This is a genomic window from Labrys sp. (in: a-proteobacteria), assembly GCF_047605565.1.
Taxonomy (GTDB): Bacteria; Pseudomonadota; Alphaproteobacteria; order Rhizobiales; family Labraceae; genus Labrys; species Labrys neptuniae.
In genome coordinates, this window is sequence record NZ_JASGFM010000024.1 from 43,365 (window position 1) to 63,504 (window position 20,140).

Consider the following 20,140-nt stretch of genomic DNA (forward strand, 5'->3'; position numbering starts at 1 on the left):
AGATTTTGCGGCTTGTGAGGTTTTTTGGCGCCTCCGCTTGTCATTCGCGCGCCGATGGCCCATATACGCGGCGGGAGGTTGGCGGTGGACGCAACACTCGCCAACCGGGTCAGGTCCGGAAGGAAGCAGCCCCAACGAGACCGCTGCGGGTCTTCGTCCAACCTCCTACCTCATGGAACGGCGGATCGCACAGGTGGCCCTTCGAGGGATTCGGGGGAATTGATGGAAGACGCGAACACGACGCCCTCCGATACCCAGCCCTATCGCGTTCTCGCCCGCAAATACCGTCCCCAGACTTTCGATGACCTGATCGGCCAGGACGCGATGGTGCGCACCCTGTCCAACGCCTTCGAGACGGGGCGCATCCACCAGGCCTATATGCTCACGGGCGTGCGCGGTGTCGGCAAGACCACCACGGCGCGCATCCTGGCGCGCGGGCTTAATTACGAGCCGCCGGAGGGCGGCGGCAAGCCGACCATCAACATGCCGGGCCTCGGCCGACACTGCCAGGCCATCATCGACAGCCGCCACATCGACGTGATGGAGCTCGATGCCGCCTCCCATAACGGCATCGAGAACATTCGCGAGATCACCGACGGCGTGCGCTACGCTCCGGTCTCGGCGCGCTTCAAGGTCCTCATCATGGACGAAGTCCATATGGTGACCACGCAGGCCTTCAACGCCCTTTTAAAGACGCTGGAAGAGCCGCCGCCGCATGTGAAGTTCATCTTCGCTACCACCGAGATCCGCAAGGTCCCGATCACCATCCTGTCGCGCTGCCAGCGCTTCGACCTCAGGCGGGTCGACAGCGGCCTGCTCGCCCGCCATCTCGGCGCGATCTGCGAGAAGGAGAACGTCTCGATCGACGCGGCGGCGCTGGCAATGATCGCGCGGGCGGCCGAGGGCTCGGTGCGTGACTCGCTGTCCCTGCTCGACCAGGCCATCGCCCATGGTGGCGGCACGATCGACGGCGAAAGCGTGCGCGCCATGCTGGGCCTCGCCGACCGTTCGCGCGTGATCGACCTGTTCGAGGCGGTGATGCGCGGCGACGCCGCCTCGGCCCTCGACGAGTTGCGCGCCCAATACGACCAGGGCGCCGATCCGGCGGTGGTGCTGTCGGAACTCGCCGAATTCACCCATTTCGTCACGCGCGTGAAGATCTCGCCGGCCGCCGCCAACGATGCCTCGGCCACCGAGATCGAAAAGGTGCGGGGCACCGAACTCGCCGGCAAACTCTCGATCAAGGTGCTGACGCGCCAGTGGCAGATGCTGCTCAAGGGCATTCCCGAGACCCAGATCGCCGCCAAGCCGCTCGCCGCCGCTGACATGGTGCTGGCGCGCCTTTGCTATGCGGCCGACCTGCCCTCGCCGGACGACCTCATCCGGCAACTCACGGAAAATGGAGGCTCCCTGCCCTCGCACGGGCCCGCGGCAGCGCCGCCGGCGCCCCCGCCGGCCGCCCCGCGGGCGCAATTGATCACCGCCGCCACCCAGGCGCAGTTCCAGCCGCAGCCCCAGCACACCCCGATGCCGGGGCCGGCCTCGGCCGCGCAACCGGGCCGCGCGCTCGCCAGCTTCGCCGAGATCGTCGGCCTCGCCATGGAAAAGCGCGACCTGCCGCTGAAGCTGGCCCTGGAGCGTTTCGTGCGCCTGGTCGCCTTCGCCGATGGCCGCCTCGACATCGCTCTCGAGCCCGGTTCGCCCCAGGGCCTGGTCAATGATCTCTCGCGCAAATTGTCGGACTGGACCAACAAGCGCTGGCTGGTGGTGCTGTCCTCGGAAAAGGGCGAGGCGACCTTGCGCGAACTCGCCGAGGCCCGGCAGGCGGCCGTGCTCTCGGGCATCCGGGCCGATCCTTTCGTGCGGGCCGTGATGGAGCGCTTTCCGGGTGCGGAGATCGTCGACATCCGGGATAATGCCCCGGTGGAGACGCAATCCCTGGCGCCGGCCCCCGATGATGGCGGCGATCCCGATGACGGCGACGAGGCCGAGCCTTATTCCGCCGACGATATCTGAACACGCAGCAGGAGTTCCCATGAAAGACGTAATGGGCATGATGAAGCAGGTGCAGGCCATGCAGGCCAAGATGCAGACCCTGCAGGCCGAACTGGAACAGACGGAAGTCGAAGGCGTGGCGGGCGGCGGCCTCGTCAAGGTGCGCCTCACCGCCAAGGGCGAGATGAAGGGCGTCGAGATCGACGCCTCGCTGCTCAAGGCCGACGAAAAGGAAATCGTCGAGGACCTCGTCCTCGCCGCCCATAACGACGCCCGTGGCAAGGCCGACCGCCTGACGCAGGAAAAGATGGGCTCGATCACCGCCGGCCTGCCCATCCCGCCCGGCATGAAGCTGCCGTTCTGAAGCGGGCGCGGCGACTATCGAGCGACCATGTTACGGCTGGCCGCCTCCCCTGTCGAAGAGCGCCTCGATATCACGGTGACCTTCGACAATGTTGACGATTTCCAATCGGTCGCTGTGATAGCGCAGGAAGATCACATAGCCTCGAAAAGCGAAACTTCGCAGGTCAGGGCGCAACTCGGGCCGAACCCGGCCAAAGATGCCGGGCAAGGTCGCGAGCTTGCGGCACTGCTGCCGCAGCTGTTCCGCGAACCGGCGTCCCAGCATCAGACTTCCACTTTCACGACTGATGTAGTCCTGGATTGCGATCAAGTCCCTGACCGCAGCGTGTGAATAGACCAGCCGCCTCACTCAGTACCCTTCGGCTGCAAGTTGCGTGGCGGCGGCATCGAGAGCCTTGCCTACCTCGTCATCGGAAAGGCTGCCTCCTTCGTCGATGGAGGCATTCACCATGTCGCGGAGCGCTTGCAGCTTGGCTTCACGCTCCTCGACGAGACGGAGGCCCTCCCTGACCACCTCGCTCGCCGAGCCATAGCGGCCTTCCCGAACGATCGTATTGACGAATTCTTCCCACCGCGAGCCGAGTGATACGTTCATGGCGGTTCTCCTTTGCCGCCATGATAACATATTTGGCGCAATTTATGCTATCGCCTTCACCGCAGCCGGCATGTTGCGGAAGCTGATCGCCAGGCGGTTATAGGCGTTCATCAGGCCGATCGCGATGGTGAGGTCGGCCACTTCCTTTTCGGAAAACACCGCCCGCACGGCCTGGAACTCCGCGTCGGGCACCGCGGTCTCGGCGACCCTGGTCACCGTCTCCGCCCAACGCAGCGCCGCCTTCTCCTGTTCGCCGAACAAGTCGCCGGCTTCATGCCAGACCGGCACCAGCACCAGCTTCTCCTGGGGCAGCCCGTCCTTGGTCAAGTCGCGCGAATGCATGTCGATGCAATAGGCGCAGCCATTGAGCAGCGAGATCCTCAGATAGACCAGGTTGACCAGCATGCGGGGCAGGCTCTGGCTGACATAGCCATAGACGCCGCCGAGGGCTTTCATGCCGGCAGGCGCGGCGGCGTTGTAGTCGAGGCGCGGGGCCATTTCACTTCTCCTGATCATAGACGGTGAGGTTGCGGTCGCCGGTATCGGCGACGAAGACGGCGAGCAGCGAGGCGGGCTTCGTCTTGCTGGCATTCTCGCTGATCTGATGGTGGGCGCCCGGCTCCTCGAACCAGCTCTCGCCGGCGCGATAGACCTTGACCGGTCCGCCATTGACCTGGCTGCGGATCGAACCCGACAGCACATAGGCAAAGACGAAGGCCGTCCTGGAATGGGTATGCGAGGGCGACTTGCCGCCGGGGGCGTAGCGAACGAGGACGCTGGTCATGGTCTTGCCGGGCACGTTGGGCAGGGCCTGCTCGAACACCGGTGCTGCGCTGGCCCCGCCAGCCTTCGATTGCGGCGAATAGGCCAGGGCTGTGGTGGCCGCAAAGGCAATACCCACGCCGAACAGAAAGGCTCTGGAAATCATCATCTTGGTTCCTGTCTTGCGATGACTGCAGCATGGCTTTCTTTCGGCTCACAAAAAAGCACCAAGAATTGGATAAAATACTGTACCATTCGGATGCATGAACGAGTCCTTCAAGATCAGTATCGATCGCGCCGCCCAGGCTCCGCTGGCCGTGCAGATCCATCGCAGCATCGCCACCGCCATCCTCGACGGCCGGCTGGCCAATGGCGTCCGGCTACCGTCCTGGCGCGATCTCGCGGCCCAGCTCGGCGTCGCCCGCGGTACCGTGCGCGTAGCCTATGAAAAGCTCGCCGACGAACAGCTGATCGCCGGTATGGGAGCGGCCGGCACGCGCGTGATCCACAAGGCAGCCCGTCCCCAGGCCGCCGGCCGGCTGCCGGAGGCTACGCCCCTGCCGGCGCTCTTTCCCGATTTCGAGCGCCCGCCGGCCACCTTCCAGATGGGCGTGCCGGCTCAGGACGCCTTTCCCTTCTCGCTATGGTCGCGCATCATGGCGCGCAGTGCCCGTGCTGCCGCCGCGGCGCCGGTGAGCTATCCCGATCCGCGCGGCCATATCGAGCTCCGGCGCGAGATCGCCGCCTATCTCGCACTGGCGCGGGGCATCCAGTGCGAGCCGAGCCAGATCCTGGTGACGTCGGGCTATGCCGGTGCCCTCGGCCTCGTCCTGCGCGCCCTCGAACTCGACGGCCATAAGGCCTGGCTGGAGGATCCCGCTTTCATCCTCACCCATATCGCCCTGGAGCAGGCTCGCGTGGCGATCACGCCCGTTCCGGTCGACCGCGATGGCATCGACGTAGCCGCCGGCATCCGTCTCGCACCGGACGCCGCCTTTGCGGTGGTCACCCCGGGCCAGCAGGCGCCTCTCGGCCTCACTTTGTCGCTCGAACGCCGCCTTGCCTTGCTCGATTGGGCGCAGGCGCGCCAAGCCTGGATCATCGAGGATGATTATCTCAGCGAATTGCAGCTCAGGGGGCGGGCTGCGCCGGCACTCGCCTCGCTCGACCGGCAGGGCCGGGTTCTGCATGCCGGCACCTTCAGCAAGACCATCACTCCGGCGCTGCGCCTTGGCTTCCTGATCGTGCCGCCGCAACTGGCGGCCCGTTTCGGCGACGTCGCCGCCGCCCTCGCGCCAGCGCCGGCGGCCTCGATCCAGCGAGCCGTGGCGAGCTTCCTGGCGGAGGGGCATTATCTCAGGCATCTGCGCCGGATGAAACGCCTCTACGCCACCCGGCGCGACGCCCTCGCCTCCTGCCTCGCCGCGCGTATCGGCCCCGGCATGAAGGTCCATGCCAATGGAGGTCTTGCCGTCCTGCTCGGCCTGCCCGATACGATCGACGATGTTGCCGTCTCCCATCAGGCCCTGCCTTTCGGACTAGCTCCCGTGCCGCTTTCACCCTGGTACAAGGGAGCGCGGCGAGCCGGCCTGCTGCTGGGCGTCACCAATGTCGCCCCCGGGCGCATCGCCACCGATTGCGACCGCCTGCTGGCACTGATCGCAGCCCATGGCTGACCTCGTAAGGCGCCAAGACGGTTTACATTCGCAGGCACTAGTGCACACTGCGGTGCCCGTGCCTTGGAGGCTGCGAGGTAGAATTCGATCGAGCTGGCGCGTGCCACGCAAGATCCAAGCAAGACGACGTGATTTCTGATCCGGACGGATCAAGAAATACATTTTCCAGGGAGGCTGGCTGCACCTTCTCATGGTTTCGCATGTCGATCATATCCGCGAGATCGAAAGCGTCGGCCTGGGCGCGGCAACCATCCGCGACGCCACGGTGGTGCAAAGCTGGCTGCGCTGCATCAACAAGCACCGATTGGACCCGGCCCAGGCCTGCGAGGCCTATATCGTGCCGGATACCCAGTTGCGCGAGCATCGCCAGCAATCGGAAGAACTGATCGCGATCGCCCGTTCGGGCCTCGAAAGCCTGTTCCGCCAGGTGGCGGGACAGAACTATGTGCTGCTGCTCTCCGACAGGGCCGGCGTGACCGTGGATTTCTACGGCGACCCGCTGTTCGACAACAATCTGCGCAAGGCCGGCCTCTATATGGGCTCGGAATGGTCTGAGTCGCGGGCCGGCACCTGCGCCGTCGGTGCCTGCATCGAGGCCGGCGAGGCCCTGACCATCCATCAGACCGACCATTTCGACAATACCCACACGCCGCTCTCCTGCACCGCCGCCCCGATATACGACATCCAGGGCGGGCTTTCGGCGGTGCTCGACATCTCCCTGCTCTCCTCGCCGATCAAGAAGGCCAGCCAGAACCTGGCGCTGCATCTTGTCTCGGCCACGGTACGGCGCATCGAGCTCGCCAATCTGATGGCGCAATCGAGCCGCGAATGGGTGCTGCGCTTCTCGCGCTCCCCGGAATTTCTCGATGTCGACCCGGAAGCCGGCATCGCCATCGACGGTTCCGGCCGCATCATCGGCATGACCAATGGCGGCGCCAAGGTGCTGGCGCGCTCGGGCAATCTCGACTGGCGCGACCCACAAGCCCTGATCGGCCAGCCCCTGTCGCGCTTCTTCGACATGGATATCGACGACCTGCCCGACCTAACGCGCCAGCATCGCCCGCAGGACCGCCTGGTTTTCGCCCGCGACGGCAACGCCCTGTTCGCCCATGCGATCGAGCCCGATATCGCCGTGCGTTCGCCGGTCGGGGCACGCCACGACATTCCCGCCTCGCTGCGCAATCTCGGCGGCGGCGACGGCCAGCTCGCCGCCTTGCAGGCCAAGGTCGCCAAGCTCGCGCCCCGGCCGGTCTCGATCCTCATCCAGGGCGAAACCGGCACGGGCAAGGAATATCTGGCCCGCGCCATCCACGAGGCGAGCGGCCGGACCGGCAAATTCGTAGCCGTGAACTGCGCGGCGATCCCCGAACCGCTGATCGAAAGCGAATTGTTCGGCCATCTGCCGGGGGCCTTCACCGGCGCGGCGCCGAGGGGACGGATCGGACTGATCGAGGAGGCCAATGGCGGCACGCTCTTCCTCGACGAGATCGGCGACATGCCGCTGGCGCTCCAGAGCCGGTTCCTGCGGGTGTTGTCGGAGCGGGAGCTGACTCCGGTGGGCGCTTCGCGGTCCAAGCCGCTGGACATAAGGGTGGTCTCCGCCTCCAACCGCCCCCTCGAGGCGCTCGCCAGGGAGGGTGGCTTTCGCGAGGATCTGCTCTATCGGCTCAATGCCGCGACGCTCGCGCTGCCCGCCTTGCGCGAGCGATCCGACTTCGTCTGGCTGCTCGACAAGATCCTTGCCAAACATCGCGTGAATGGCGAGGCGCTGGCGGTCGCGCCGGCAGCCCTGCTCGCGCTCAAGGCCCATCATTGGCCCGGCAATATCCGCGAACTCGACAATATCGTCTCGGTCGCCGCCGTTCTGTGCCAGAACGGCGTCATCGAAGTGTGCGACCTGCCCGAAGCCCTGCTGAGGCGGGCGCTGCCGCCGAGAACCGAGGAGCCGCACACCCAAAAGGCGGCCCTTGAAGCCGTGCTCGCCAGCTGCAACTGGAACGTCTCGCAGGCGGCACGCAGCCTGGGCGTCGACCGTTCCACGGTGCATCGCCAGATGAAACGCCACGGCCTGAGCCATCGCAACTGATATCGACGCGCCCAACGCTCGACCTGTCATTCCCGGCGCCGCCGCAGGCGGTGGGAAGGGAATCCAGGAACCAAGAGTCGAGCCTACCGCCCCTGGATTCCCTTCCCTCGCCACTTCGTGGCTCGCCGGGAATGACAGATCGGCTTTAATGATGCTTGCCCTGACCTGTTGCAGCACCCCTGCCACAGGTGTGGCATCTGTTGCGTGTCATGCAACGGTTGCCTGCGTCCAAGAGGCCTGAAACCGCCCCAGGCCACGGCCTTCCGCCGATTGGCACGGCGATTGCTCTTCCTGCCCAACACCATGCAACAGGGGAGGAGGACAAGGATGAAGGCCCTGCGATTTCATGCCGCCAAGGATCTGCGGCTCGAAGAACTGCCTAAGCCGGGCCAGCCGGCGCCCGGACAGGTTCTGATCCGCAATCGCTTCGTCGGAATCTGCGGCACGGATCTGCACGAATACGCCTATGGTCCCATCTTCATCCCGGTCGAGCCGCATCCTTTCAGCGGCGCCAGCGGCCCGCAGATCCTCGGCCATGAATTCGGCGGGGTGGTCGAAGCGGTCGGTGAGGGTGTCGAGGCGGTGAAGCCCGGCGACCGGGTCTCGGTGCAGCCGCTGATCATGCCGCGTTCGGGCGACTATTTCGCCGATCGCGGCCTCTTCCACCTCAGCCCGCAACTCGCCCTCGCCGGGTTGAGCTGGGTTTCGGGCGGCATGGCCGACTATGCCCTGCTCAACGACTACAATGTGCAGAAGATCCCCGACGCGCTGAGCGACGAAGAAGCTGCCCTGGTCGAGCCAAGCGCGGTAGCCGTCTATGCCTGCGACCGCGGCGGCGTCACCGCCGGCTCGAGCGTGCTGGTGACGGGCGCCGGCCCGATCGGCCTGCTCACCCTCCTCGCAGCCCGGGCCGCCGGCGCCGCACAGCTCTTCGTCTCCGACATCAACGACAAGCGCCTCGCCTTCGCCAAGGCCGCCCTGCCCGATCTCATCACCATCAACCCCAAGCATGACAATCCCGGCGAAGTCGTGCGCGCGCTCAGCGAAGGACAGGTCGGCTGTGACGTGGCGATCGAATGCGTGGGCAACGAGCATGCTCTCAAGGCCTGCCTCGATGCGGTGCGCAAGCAGGGCGTGGTGGTCCAGACCGGCCTGCATCCGCACGAGAACCCGCTCGACTGGTTCCAGGTCACCTTCAAGGATGTCGATATTCGCGGCTCCTGGGCCTATCCCACCCATTACTGGCCGCGCGTCATCCGCCTGATCAGCTCCGGCCTGCTGCCGGCGAACAAGGTCGTGACCCGCAAGATCACGCTCGACAAGGCCGTCACCGACGGCTTCGACGCCCTGCTCGACCCGGCCGGCGAGCAGCTCAAGATCCTGATCGACCTGGCCCGATAACATCGGATCGCGATGGCCCGGTTTGAAAAACAGGGAGTTGAAGCAAACAAGCGTTCGTTCTCAGTCCGAAGCAACAGTCTCGACCAACACAATAAAACGGAGGAAATACCATGCTCGATCAAAGCCCGCAGGCCAGGGTGGACGCGGTTCTGGCCAAGTTCGAAAAGGCGCTCGCAAGCGGCGACATCGACGCCGCGGTCAACCTGTTCCAGGAAGATTGCTATTGGCGCGACCTGGTGACCTTCACCTGGAACATCCGCACCCTGGAAGGGCGCGATGCCATCGGCGAGATGCTGAAGGCGCAGCTAGCCGCCATCAAGCCCGGTCATTTCCGCCAGGATGCCACCGAAGCCGCCAGCGACGGCAATGGCGTGACCGAGGGCTGGTTCGAGTTCGAAACGGAAGCGGCACGCGGCTATGGCCATATCCGCCTGAAGAACGGTCTGATCTGGACCCTGCTCACCACGATGAGCGAGTTGAAGGGCCATGAGGAACCCAAGGGCTTCCGCCGCCCGATGGGCGCCGAGCACGGCAGCGATCCCACCCGCAAGACCTGGAAGGAGAAGCGCGAATCGGAGGCTTCGGAACTCGGCTTCACCGAGCAGCCCTATGTCGTCATCATCGGCGGCGGCCAGGGCGGCATCGCACTCGGCGCGCGGCTGCGGCAGCTCGGCGTGCCGACCATCATCGTCGAGAAGAACGAGCGTCCAGGCGACAGCTGGCGCAAGCGCTATAAATCGCTCTGCCTGCACGATCCGGTCTGGTACGACCACCTGCCCTACATCCCCTTCCCCGACAATTGGCCGGTTTTCGCGCCCAAGGACAAGATCGGCGACTGGCTGGAGATGTACACCAAGGTGATGGAGCTGAACTATTGGAGCTCCACCACCTGCAAATCCGCGAGCTTCGACGAAACGACCAAGGAATGGACCGTGATCGTCGAGCGGGACGGCCGCGAGATCACCCTGAAGCCCAAGCAGCTGGTGCTGGCCACCGGCATGTCCGGCAAGGCCAATGTCCCCAAGATCAAGGGCCAGGATGTCTTCAAAGGCGAGCAGCAGCACTCCTCCCGTCATCCCGGCCCGGACGCCTATCGCGGCAGACAAGTGGTGGTGATCGGCTCCAACAATTCGGCCCACGACATCTGCGCGGCCCTGTGGGAAGGCGGCGCCGACGTCACCATGCTGCAGCGTTCCTCCACCCATATCGTGAAGTCGGATTCGCTGATGGAGATCGGGCTGGGTGACCTCTATTCGGAGCGGGCGGTGGCCGCCGGCATGACCACCCGCAAGGCAGACCTGATCTTCGCCTCGCTGCCCTATCGCATCCTGCATGAGTTCCAGGTGCCGGTGTACAACAAGATCCGCGAGAAGGACGCCGAGTTCTACAAGCGGCTCGAGAAGGCCGGCTTCATGCTCGATTTCGGCGACGACGATTCAGGCCTGTTCATGAAATATCTGCGCCGGGGATCGGGCTATTACATCGATGTCGGCGCCTGCGAGCTGGTGGCCGACGGCCGGATCAAGCTGGTCAGCGGCGTCGGCATCCGCGAACTGAGCGAAACCGGCGTGGTGCTGGAAGACGGCCGCGAGCTGCCGGCCGATCTCGTCGTCTATGCCACCGGCTATGGTTCGATGAATGGCTGGGCGGCCGACCTGATTTCGAAGGAAGTGGCGGACAAGGTCGGCAAGTGCTGGGGGCTCGGCTCTGATACCACCAAGGATCCCGGGCCCTGGGAAGGCGAGCAGCGCAACATGTGGAAACCCACCCAGCAGGAGGCCCTCTGGTTCCATGGCGGCAACCTGCACCAGTCGCGCCATTACTCGCTTTATCTCTCCCTGCAGCTGAAGGCCCGCAAGGAGGCGATCCCGACACCGGTCTACAAGATCCAGGAACGGCATCATCTGTCCTGAGCCGGTGCGGCATCGCCCTGATAGGCATTGTCCGGAAATGACTGAAACGCCGCCTTTGTCATGCCCGGGCTTGACCCGGGCATCCGATGGCTGGTCGGCAATGTCCGGATAGAACCGGATTGCCGGGTCAAGCCCGGCAATGACAAGGATCCGGCCAATCCGATCCGTTCATGACAGACGAATCCCGAATGCCGGAAGCACAGGGGTGGCCGCAAGCCGCCCCTTTTTCATGGTGTCCCTACTGCCCCCACCCCTCCCGCGCCGACAGGCTGGAGAGGGCGGCCAGGAGATCGGTCTGGGTGACGAGCCCGACAATGTGCTTGTCGGCGTCGACGATCACGACCGCATGGGCGGTGCCATCGGTAAGGGCGGGCACCAGCCCGAGGGCCGGCGCGTTCGGGGTGGACAAAGTGGGTAGGGTCATGACGTCGCCGACCTGCTTCACCGGACCGGCGAGGTCGCGCAAGCCCACCGTGCCCACCACGCGATCATGAAAGTCGATCACCGGCAGGGTGCGGACATTATGCTCCAGCAAGAGCCTGATGGCGGTCTCGGCACTGGCTTCGGGCTCGATGGTGACGATGTCGCGCGACATGATGTCGGCGCAGGTGAGATCCGCATGCGACCGCGACAGCGCCCGCTGCTCGACCCGCCGCAGCAGACGGTCGAGGTCCTGCCGGTCGATATCGAAGGTCTCCCCGAGATCGGTCAGCGCCCCCTCGATATCCTCGTCGCGGAAGCCGACACGCAGGGAAGGCGCCGGATCGGCGGTGCCGTGCGTGCTGGCCGGAGCGGGCGCCGGCACATGCGGATAGGGATGGCGGGAGAAGCGGTGGAACAGCCAGCCCAGCGCCACCAGCAGCGCCGAGTTGAGGCAGACCGGGACCAAAGCAAAGCCGAAACCGGCGGCAGCCACGGCTGGCCCGCCGATCACGGCCGTCAGGGCAGCTGCCCCGCCCGGCGGATGCAGGCAGCGCGCCAGCGACATCACCGCAATGGCAAGGCCGACCGCCAGGCCGATGGCCAGCATCGGCTCGTGCACGAACTGGGTGACCGCAATGCCGCACAGCGCCGAGAGCGTATTGCCGCCAATGATGGACCAGGGCTGCGCCAGCGGACTGGCGGGCACGGCAAAAAGCAGCACGGCCGAGGCGCCGACCGGCGCCACGATAAAGGGCAGATGCGGGTCGCGGCCGAAGACCAGCGTGCAGACCAGGCCGGTCAAGGCGATGCCCACGATGGCACCCAGGCTGGCGAACAGCCGGTCGCGCAGGGTTGCTCCGGCCAGGATCGGCGAGAACAGTTTGAAGGGAAGAAGCGCCATGGACCCACCCGGCAGACACAGAGGGCGCAGTCCGCCCGCCGCGCGATATATCGCGAAGCGATAGGTGCTTAATAGTTGAGCAGCCGACGTTCAAGGTACGAAAGGACGCAGTGCCCCTGGGAGCGCGCTCAAAATCGATCGAGCCCGCACTCTCCCCTCGCGCAGGCGCTGCAAATCACCTATCTGAGCTGCATGGCATCCGTTACCGGCCCTGAAATCGAACGCCTGATCCAGTTGCTCGCCCGCTTGCCCGGGCTCGGGCCGCGTTCGGCCCGCCGAGCGGCGCTGACGCTGATCAAGAAGCGCGAGCAATTGATGGTGCCGCTGTCCTCGGCCCTGCAGATCGCCTGCGAGCGCGTGTTGGTCTGCTCGAACTGCGGCAATATCGACACCTCGGATCCTTGCACCTTGTGTGGTGACCCCCGACGGGAAGACACGCTGTTGGTGGTGGTCGAAGATGTCGCCGATCTCTGGGCCCTGGAGCGGGCCGGTGTGGTCAATGCCCGCTACCACGTGCTCGGCGGCACGCTTTCGCCGCTGGATGGTGTCGGCCCCGAGGATCTCACCATCGACAGGCTGGTCGCGCGCGTTGCCGAGGGCGGCGTGACCGAGGTGATTCTCGCCCTCAACGCCACGGTCGACGGACAGACCACCGCGCACTACGTCACCGACCTTCTGGCCCCAACAGGCGTCAAGGTGACGAAACTGGCGCATGGCGTGCCGGTCGGAGGCGAGCTTGACTATCTCGACGAGGGCACCCTGGCTGCCGCGATCCGCAGCCGGACGCCGTTTTGACGAAAATATTCGGGCGTCCGAATCGTCATTGACGAGCGAAATCGAAAGGAATCCCCCATGCCCCAGCTCATCGTCACCTATTGGCGCGACATTCCCACCATGGTGGTGGCCAAGCAGGGCCGCACCAGTGCCAAGCGCGAACTGAGCTCGCGCTTCGGCGAGGCCGTCGACATGGCGGCGATGCGCGGCGGTGCTGCCGGTACGGATGATTATCTCGCCGAATTCCATCGCAGCCCCCCGATCGAGTGCGGCGAGGACCTCGAAGCGGAAGTTTCGGCGGCGGCGGCCAAGATCGAGGCGGAATACGACAAGGAACGGTTGGCGGCTCTTGCCAAGAATGGCGGCAAGGAAACTGCCTGATCCGTTCAACGCGAGCTCACGAGCCATGCGCACGCCTGCCGCCTTCGAAGCCACCGGAAAGCCACCGCGCGATGCGAAGAAATTCGCCCTGCGCTTCTGGGCCATCCGCCATTCCGCCGCGATGGAGCGGATCTATGACGGCGTCGAGTGGACGCTGGTCAAGCTCTCGCCCCTGTTCACGGCAATCGGCTGGGAACGGCTGGAAAAACCGGTGGCTAAGGTCGAGAAGCTGGTCAAGTCCAGCCTGTTCGACTGCAAGATGTGCGGCCAGTGCGCCCTGTCCTCCACCGGCATGTCCTGCCCGATGAACTGCCCCAAGGGCCTGCGCAACGGCCCCTGCGGTGGGGTCAGGGCCAATGGTAACTGCGAAGTCTATGCCGACATGCCCTGCGTCTGGGTCAAGGCCTATGAGGGCTCGCGCAACATGGCTGCCGGCAACGCGATCGAGATGCCGCAGGGACCGGTGGATCACCGCCTGAAGGGGCAGTCTTCCTGGCTTTCCGTCGCTCGCGAGAAATCGGGCTACAATGCCCGGATCGCCGCCGAGAAGGCGGCAGCGGCGGCCGCCGCCAAAGCCAAGGCTGCTGCAGCCAAATCCACTGCGGCGGCAACGGGCGGAGGCAAGCCATGAGCATCGATACCAGGCGGCCCCATCCCGACGATTTCGGCCCGCATCCGGCCGCCCCCCTGCCCGAACTCCCGGGCCATAGTTCACGCGGGCGTCTCGAGCGCGTGCTGCGCCGCGGTGAATTCGCCGTCACGGCCGAACTCAACCCGCCTGATTCGGCCAATCCCGACGATGTGCTCGAGCGCGTGAAGCCGTTCGAGGGCTGGGTCGACGCCATCAACGCCACCGACGGCTCCGGCGCCAATTGCCACATGTCCTCGGTGGCGATCTGCGCCCTCCTGACCCGGGTCGGTTACTCGCCGGTGTTCCAGATCTCCTGCCGCGACTACAACCGCATCGCCATCCAGGGCAATGTCCTCGGCGCCGCAGCGCTGGGCGTATGCAACGTGCTGTGCCTGTCGGGCGACGGCGTGCAGAGCGGTGACCATCCCGAGGCCAAGCCGGTCTTCGACCTCGATTCGACCGCCTTGCTCTCCACCATCCGCACCATGCGCGACGAGCAGCGCTTCCTGTCGGGCCGCAAGATCACCACGCCGCCTGCCGTCTTCATGGGCGCTGCGGCCAATCCCTTCGTGCCGCCCTATGATTTCCGCCCGATCAACCTGGCCAAGAAGATCCAGGCCGGGGCGCAGTTCATCCAGACGCAATATTGCTTCGATGTTCCCCTGCTCGAGCGCTTCATGGCCCGGATCCGCGACATGGGCCTGCACGAGAAATGCTTCATCCTGGTCGGCGTCGGTCCGCTCGCCTCTGCCCGTACCGCCAAGTGGATGCGCTCCAACGTGCCCGGCGTGCATGTGCCCGACGACGTGATCAAGCGCCTGGAAGGCGCGCAGGATCAGAAGGAGGAAGGCAAGCGGCTCTGCATCGACATCATCCAGCAGGTCCGCGAGATCAAGGGCGTCGCCGGCGTGCATGTGATGGCCTATCGCCAGGAAGAATATGTCGCGGAGATCGTGCACGAATCCGGCGTTCTGGCCGGCCGCACGCCCTGGCGCCGCGACATGGAGCCAAGCCCGATCCCGCATGAGGAGATCGTGGCGGCGCAATAGAGGCAATCCCCTCCCCCCGCGGGGGAGGGTCAAGCGCGCTGCCTATTCCGGCGTCGAGAAGACGCGCAGCCTGTGGCCATCGGGATCGAGCACGACGAAGGTGCGGCCGAAATCGAGATCGACCGGCTTTTGGGCAACGCGCACATCGCGCGTCTCGATCCATTTGTCGTAGACGGTGTCGACGGCCGCAGCATCCGCGACCTTGAAGCCGATCTCGACGCCGCCGGCCGGCGCACCTGGCGCGGGCTCGGCAGTGTGCTTTGACCATAGGCCAAACATCAGGCCGGTTTCGAGGGCGAACAGGGCGAAGGTGGTCTGTGCCTCGATGGGCTCGAGGCCGAGCAGGTCGCGATAGAAGGCGGCGCTGCGCAGCGGGCTGTCGACCATCAGCAGGGCATAGCTGGACTTGAAGGAAGTGGGCATCGTCTGGTTCCTCGGTTGCGGTGAGGAAAGACTAAGGGTTCGCCCTGCCAGTTTTTGTCAGGAGTGAAGGCGACCAGGAGGCGGACGTCGCGACATGCAAGCATGTCGCTGTGACGTCCGCGGTCCCAGCTCTGGCGTTACCAATGCGAACCTTGCGGGGATCACGCGGGACGCATCGCGGCTGGGACCGCGGACGTCTCGTCCGCCTCTTGACCCTTTTCGGCTTGGCCCACCAGCCGCATCAGCCCGTCCCAGGCCCCCGGGGCCGCACCGATCACCCGGCCGCCACGGGCGAGATCACCATTGACGAGGAAGTTCTCGATCCGGCCACCCGCCTCGCTGATCAGGCAGAGGCCCGCCAGGCAGTCCCAGGCATTCATATGCGGCTCGTAATAGCCGACCAGGCGACCTGCTGCGACATAGGCCAGCATCAACGCGCCCGACCCGTTGCGGATGAACATGCCGCCCTCGTGCAGGAGGGCATTGAGGAAGCCGGTGATGATCTCCGGCGCCACGCGATGGTTGGCCCCGACCCCGAGCACGCCGTCGACTAGGCTGCGCTTGTCGGAAAGCCGCAGGGCGGTTCCGTTGAGGCTGGCGCCCTGGCCGAGAGCGGCGGCATAGAGCTCGTCGCGCACCGGCGCATAGATCACCCCGACCACGGTCTCTGTACCGTGGGTGACCGCGACCGAGACGCACCAGGACGGCAGGCCGAAAACGAAGGGGCTGGTGCCGTCGACCGGGTCCATCACCCAGCAATAGCCGGAGATGCCTTCAGTGAGGCCATATTCCTCGCCGAGCAGGCTGTCATGCGGGAAAACGGCCGCAATGCGCTCGCGCAATAGCCTTTCGCTGGCCTTGTCGGCTGCCGAGACCACGTCCTGCGCATTGGCCTTGGTCTCGACCGCGAGCGTATCGCGGTCGTTGAAGAAGGACAGCGCCAGCAGGCCGGCCTCCCGGATGATGTCCCTGGCAAGGTCGAGGCGGGCGGCGATGTCGGCGGCGGCAGGCGACGGGGGGGCAGGCGATGGGGGGGTAGGCAATGTCATGGGCAATTCCTGAAACAGATGAAGGCTTGGGCCAGCCGTCGTTGCGAGCGTGGTGAAGCAATCCAGACCAGGTGTCTGCGGCTTTCTGGAGTGTTTCGCTACGCTCGCAATGACGAGACTTCGTGGACCATCCTCATTCCGGCACCAAGGCGAGGCCCCGATCATGCAGGTCGACGCCGATCGGGCTTCCCGGTTCCAGCATGCGGTCGGTGCCGGAGTCGATCAGGAAGATCGGGCCGGCCTTGGTCTCGATCTCGTATTCGACGTGGTCGCCGAGATAGGCCGCATGCAGCACCTTGCCCGACAGCATGGCTCCGGCAGCCTCGCGCAGGGTCATGGCGTTAGGGCGGATGGCGAGTTTGGCGGGGCCGACCGTGAGACCTCGCGCAGCCAGAGCATGCCCTCCCTCGCCGACCCGGATCTCGGCCCGGCCCTCGGCCACGCGCGTCACCTCGCAAGGTACCACATTGGCCTCGCCGATGAAGTCGGCGATGAAGGCGGAGGCCGGCGCCTCGTAGAGCTCGCGCGGCGTTCCGGCCTGGGCGATCCGGCCCTGATGCATGACGATCACCGTATCGGAGACGGCCAGGGCCTCTTCCTGGTCATGGGTAACGTAGACGGCGGTGAAACCCAGGCGCTGCTGCAACTCGCGGATCTCGGTGCGCACCCGCCGGCGCAGCCGGGCATCGAGATTGGAGAGCGGTTCGTCGAGCAGCAGCACCTGCGGCTCGACCACCAGGGCACGCGCCACGGCAACGCGCTGCTGCTGACCGCCCGACAACTCGCTCGGCAGGCGCTCGCCATAGCCGGCCAGTCCCACCAATGCGAGGCCATCGGCCGCCTTCTCGCGTGCCTCGGCCTTGCGCAGGCCGGACGATATCAGGCCGTATGCGACATTATCGGCCACGCTCATATGCGGGAACAGCGCATAGGACTGGAACACCATCGAGACGTCGCGCTCATTGGCCGGCAGCGCCGTGACGTCCTTGCCGCCAATGCTGATGCGGCCAGCGCTGGGATGTTCCAGCCCGGCGATCATACGCAAGGTGGTGGTCTTGCCGCAGCCCGAAGGGCCGAGCAAGGTCACCAGCGTTCCCGGTTCGATCGTGAGCGACAGATCGGCGATGGCGGTCACCGCACCGAAGCTTTTGCGCACATTCTGAAAGGTGACCGAGCCCGGCCTGATATCGATAGTCATGCCGCCTTCTCCCGGGGTCTGGCTGCGGATTTGGTGGACAGGCCGGCGACACGATCCTCGCGGCGCAGCCTGCGCTCGCCGACCAGGGCCTGGAAGCCGCCGATCACGGCGATCATCACCACGATCAGCACGCTGGAATAGGCGATGGCTACGCCATAGCTGCCATTCTCGACGAGACCAACGATATAGGCGGTCGCCATGTTGTACTGGGCGCTGACCAGGAAAATCACGGCGCTGATCGAGGTGATCGAGCGCACGAAGCTGTAGACCAGGGCCGCGACGATGGCCGGCCGCAGCAGCGGCAGGATCACCCGCCGCGCCGTGGTGAAGGAGTTCGCCCCCAGCGTCAGCGAGGCCTCGTCGAGGCTGCGGTCGATCTGGCTCATCGCCGCCACGCCGCCGCGCACGCCGACCGGCATGTTGCGGAAGACGAAGCATACGATCAGGATCAGCGCCGTGCCGGTCATCTCCACCGGCGGCAGATTGAAGGCGAAGACATAGGAAACGCCGATGATGGTGCCGGGAATGGCGAAGCTCATCATCAGGGCGAATTCGAACACGGAGCGCCCGGCGAAGTTCTGGCGCACGATCAGGTAGGCGGTGATGAGGCCGACCACCGCTGTCAGCGGCGCCGAGATCAGGGCGATCTCCATCGTGGTCCAGAACGAGCCCCAGGCGACGCCGCTCCACAGTATCGAGCCCTGGTCGAAGGTCACCGCAAAGGCGCGGGTGTAGTGCTCCAGCGTGAGGCTGTGGTCGAGCCCCCAGGTCTTCACGAAGCCGCCGAACAGGATCATGGCATAGACCACCAGCGTGAAGGCGCCCCAGGCGCAGACCACGCCGATGGAAAGCGTGGCGACGCCGCGGCTGAGCCCGGCATGCTGGCCGGAATCGCCCTTGCCGGTGACGGTGGTGAAATTCCTGCCGCCGAGCCAGAGCCGTTGGGCGACGAAGGCGGTGAGGGTGAAGGAGAGCAGGATCAGCGCAAGCACCGCCGCCCGCGCCGGATCGGTCTGCGCGCCAACCACAGCGAAGAAGATCTCGGTGGAGAGCACGCCATGGCTGCCGCCCAGCACCATCGGATTGCCGAAATCAGCCAGGCTCTCGATGAAGCCGACCAGGAAGGCATTGGCGAGGCCCGGCCGCATCAGCGGCAGCGACACCGTGACGAAAGTGCGCCAGCGGTCGGCCTTGAGCGTCTGGGCGGCCTCCTCCATGGCGGGGCTGACGCCCTGAACCACGCCGATCAGCACCAGGAAGGCGATCGGCGTGAAGGAGAGCACCTGCGCGATCCAGATGCCGGTGAGGCCGTAGAGCCAGCGGCCGGGCGGAATGTCGAAGAGGTAGGCGAGGCCCTGGGTCACCACGCCCGAGCGCCCGAACAGCAGGATCAGAGCGAGGCCCACCACGAAGGGCGGCGTGATGATCGGCAGGATGGTGAGCAGCCGCAGCGCCCGCTTGAAGGGAAAGCGGGTCCGCGTCGCCACCAGGGCGAAGGCGAGGCCCAGCAAAGTGGAGCCGGCGCCGGTGGCGATGGCCAACGTCAAAGTGGACCAGGCGACGCCGCAGCGCCCGCTGCCGGACAGGCAGCGCAGGGTCCAAATCGAGGGATCGGTCAGCGTCTTGAGGAAGCCGGCGGGATCGAAACTGCCATCGATGCCCTGGAAGGCACCGGCTAGCACCATGCCGACCGGATAGAACACGAAGGTGGCGACCAGAGCGATCAGGATGGTGATCGCCGATACCACGAAGGCATCGCCCCTGAGAACGCCGCGCTCGGCGAGGCCGAAGCTGAACAGCAGCAGGAAGGCCGTCAGCAGCGTGGCCGCGCCGGCACCGAACGCCTCCTGCCCCGAGCCGAGCGCGCCGAACCAGGTTTCGAAACCCGGCCAGCGCCAGCCCGAATAGGCGATGGCAAAGCCCTGCAGGACCATGATGGCGGCACCGGCAAGGCCAGAGGCGACGAGCAGCCGGGCCCGCGCTAGCGGCTGGGCGGTAAAACGGGCCAGCACGGCCGGCGCCAACGCCAGCAGCGGCAAAGCGAGCCACCAGCGTCCGTGCAGCACCAATTGCAGCAGGCCGGGAGCCGCCTTGGCGCCGGCCGGGTAGTCACTCAGGCCTGCGATCGAGAACAGGCCGGCTTCGAGCCTGTACCAGGGCAGGATCGCCAGGCCGAGAACGGCCAAGGCGAGCACCCAGTCGAGGCGGCGATTGCGCCTGTTCATGGCGAGACCTTTCGGGAAGGGGAATTCCTGGAACCGCTGGCGATGTGCACAAATAACTCCATCGCGACCTTTGTCATTGCCGGGCTTGACCCGGCAATCCAGTCCCCTCCGGCTATGGCGTTTTTGCGATTTGAGGGCGTCATCAAGAATCGCAAAAACGCGTCCAAACAAAGAGTTAGAGTAAATAGGCGTTCACACATGAACGCGTTTTGCTCTAGGGAAGCGGGACCATTGGATGCCCGGGTCAAGCCCGGGCATGACAAAGGCAGCGCTTTAAGTCATTTCGCGCCGCCCC

At 65.6% G+C, this 20,140-nt stretch carries 19 protein-coding genes and 1 other RNA gene; 11 read left to right on the top strand and 9 right to left on the bottom strand.

Features of this window, described 5'->3' with window-relative positions; translation table 11 throughout:
• Window positions 1-72 precede the first annotated feature (72 nt).
• The 3 genes from ffs to QM672_RS20325 all read left to right on the top strand — a co-directional run bounded on the left by ffs (window position 73) and on the right by QM672_RS20325 (window position 2,359).
• Window positions 73-170, top strand: an RNA gene (gene ffs, locus QM672_RS20315) — signal recognition particle sRNA small type.
• Between the two features lie 52 nt (window positions 171-222).
• The gene (locus QM672_RS20320; protein WP_415084726.1) at window positions 223-2,016 is read left to right on the top strand and encodes a DNA polymerase III subunit gamma/tau; all 1,794 of its coding nucleotides are present in this window, start codon (window positions 223-225) and stop codon (window positions 2,014-2,016) included.
• Between the two features lie 19 nt (window positions 2,017-2,035).
• Complete coding sequence (locus tag QM672_RS20325; RefSeq protein WP_311937739.1) at window positions 2,036-2,359, top strand: YbaB/EbfC family nucleoid-associated protein; 324 nt, start codon at window positions 2,036-2,038, stop codon at window positions 2,357-2,359.
• 30 nt (window positions 2,360-2,389) lie between these two features.
• Here the strand turns inward: QM672_RS20325 and QM672_RS20330 are convergent, their stop codons facing one another.
• Genes QM672_RS20330 through QM672_RS20345 form a run of 4 tightly spaced genes read right to left on the bottom strand, consistent with a single transcriptional unit; the run spans window position 2,390 to window position 3,884 of the window.
• Window positions 2,390-2,707: a type II toxin-antitoxin system RelE/ParE family toxin gene (locus QM672_RS20330; RefSeq protein WP_394311116.1), complete on the bottom strand. Its 318-nt coding sequence runs from the start codon at window positions 2,705-2,707 to the stop codon at window positions 2,390-2,392.
• Entirely contained in the window at window positions 2,708-2,953 is a 246-nt protein-coding gene (locus QM672_RS20335; protein ID WP_394311114.1) for a type II toxin-antitoxin system ParD family antitoxin, read from the bottom strand.
• 42 nt (window positions 2,954-2,995) lie between these two features.
• Entirely contained in the window at window positions 2,996-3,451 is a 456-nt protein-coding gene (locus QM672_RS20340; RefSeq protein WP_311937745.1) for a carboxymuconolactone decarboxylase family protein, read from the bottom strand.
• A 1-nt stretch (window position 3,452) separates the two neighbouring features.
• A complete protein-coding gene (locus QM672_RS20345; RefSeq protein ID WP_415084729.1) occupies window positions 3,453-3,884 on the bottom strand; it encodes a cupin domain-containing protein in 432 nt (143 codons plus the stop codon).
• Between the two features lie 94 nt (window positions 3,885-3,978).
• On the opposite strand from QM672_RS20345, the gene QM672_RS20350 reads away from it, so the two are divergent.
• The 4 genes from QM672_RS20350 (at window position 3,979) to QM672_RS20365 (ending at window position 10,791) form a co-directional block, all read left to right on the top strand.
• Window positions 3,979-5,391: a PLP-dependent aminotransferase family protein gene (locus QM672_RS20350; protein ID WP_415084731.1), complete on the top strand. Its 1,413-nt coding sequence runs from the start codon at window positions 3,979-3,981 to the stop codon at window positions 5,389-5,391.
• Between the two features lie 190 nt (window positions 5,392-5,581).
• Window positions 5,582-7,477, top strand: a complete 1,896-nt coding sequence (locus tag QM672_RS20355; protein WP_311937751.1) for a sigma-54-dependent Fis family transcriptional regulator — start codon at window positions 5,582-5,584, stop codon at window positions 7,475-7,477.
• A gap of 327 nt (window positions 7,478-7,804) precedes the next feature.
• Window positions 7,805-8,878: a 2,3-butanediol dehydrogenase gene (locus tag QM672_RS20360; RefSeq protein ID WP_311937753.1), complete on the top strand. Its 1,074-nt coding sequence runs from the start codon at window positions 7,805-7,807 to the stop codon at window positions 8,876-8,878.
• A gap of 110 nt (window positions 8,879-8,988) precedes the next feature.
• Window positions 8,989-10,791 carry an NAD(P)/FAD-dependent oxidoreductase gene (locus tag QM672_RS20365; RefSeq protein WP_311937755.1) on the top strand — a complete coding sequence of 601 codons (1,803 nt, stop codon included), beginning with the start codon at window positions 8,989-8,991 and terminating at the stop codon, window positions 10,789-10,791.
• Window positions 10,792-11,029: 238 nt separating this feature from the next.
• On the opposite strand, the gene QM672_RS20370 is transcribed toward QM672_RS20365, so the two are convergent.
• A complete protein-coding gene (locus QM672_RS20370; protein WP_394311104.1) occupies window positions 11,030-12,115 on the bottom strand; it encodes an HPP family protein in 1,086 nt (361 codons plus the stop codon).
• Window positions 12,116-12,307: 192 nt separating this feature from the next.
• Between QM672_RS20370 and recR the strand changes: the two genes are divergently transcribed.
• From recR to QM672_RS20390, 4 genes are read left to right on the top strand one after another with little or no spacing between them, the layout of a single operon-like run.
• Entirely contained in the window at window positions 12,308-12,910 is a 603-nt protein-coding gene (recR, locus tag QM672_RS20375) for a recombination mediator RecR (protein ID WP_415084734.1), read from the top strand.
• 57 nt (window positions 12,911-12,967) lie between these two features.
• A complete protein-coding gene (locus QM672_RS20380; RefSeq protein ID WP_311934668.1) occupies window positions 12,968-13,270 on the top strand; it encodes a virulence factor in 303 nt (100 codons plus the stop codon).
• Window positions 13,263-13,901 carry a methylenetetrahydrofolate reductase C-terminal domain-containing protein gene (locus QM672_RS20385; RefSeq protein ID WP_376717653.1) on the top strand — a complete coding sequence of 213 codons (639 nt, stop codon included), beginning with the start codon at window positions 13,263-13,265 and terminating at the stop codon, window positions 13,899-13,901. Before QM672_RS20380 ends, QM672_RS20385 begins: the two co-directional genes overlap by 8 nt.
• Window positions 13,898-14,950 carry a methylenetetrahydrofolate reductase gene (locus tag QM672_RS20390; RefSeq protein WP_367626107.1) on the top strand — a complete coding sequence of 351 codons (1,053 nt, stop codon included), beginning with the start codon at window positions 13,898-13,900 and terminating at the stop codon, window positions 14,948-14,950. The genes QM672_RS20385 and QM672_RS20390 overlap by 4 nt, the downstream gene beginning before the upstream one ends.
• A 42-nt stretch (window positions 14,951-14,992) precedes the next feature.
• Here the strand turns inward: QM672_RS20390 and QM672_RS20395 are convergent, their stop codons facing one another.
• From QM672_RS20395 to QM672_RS20410, 4 genes are all read right to left on the bottom strand, one after another.
• Complete coding sequence (locus QM672_RS20395) at window positions 14,993-15,373, bottom strand: VOC family protein (RefSeq protein ID WP_415084737.1); 381 nt, start codon at window positions 15,371-15,373, stop codon at window positions 14,993-14,995.
• Window positions 15,374-15,534: 161 nt separating this feature from the next.
• The gene (locus QM672_RS20400) at window positions 15,535-16,422 is read right to left on the bottom strand and encodes an inositol monophosphatase family protein (RefSeq protein ID WP_415084739.1); all 888 of its coding nucleotides are present in this window, start codon (window positions 16,420-16,422) and stop codon (window positions 15,535-15,537) included.
• Window positions 16,423-16,555: 133 nt separating this feature from the next.
• Window positions 16,556-17,620, bottom strand: coding sequence for an ABC transporter ATP-binding protein (locus QM672_RS20405; RefSeq protein ID WP_311934663.1), 1,065 nt, complete (start codon window positions 17,618-17,620; stop codon window positions 16,556-16,558).
• Window positions 17,617-19,845, bottom strand: coding sequence for an iron ABC transporter permease (locus QM672_RS20410; protein WP_311934662.1), 2,229 nt, complete (start codon window positions 19,843-19,845; stop codon window positions 17,617-17,619). The genes QM672_RS20405 and QM672_RS20410 overlap by 4 nt, the downstream gene beginning before the upstream one ends.
• Window positions 19,846-20,140: the final 295 nt, after the last annotated feature.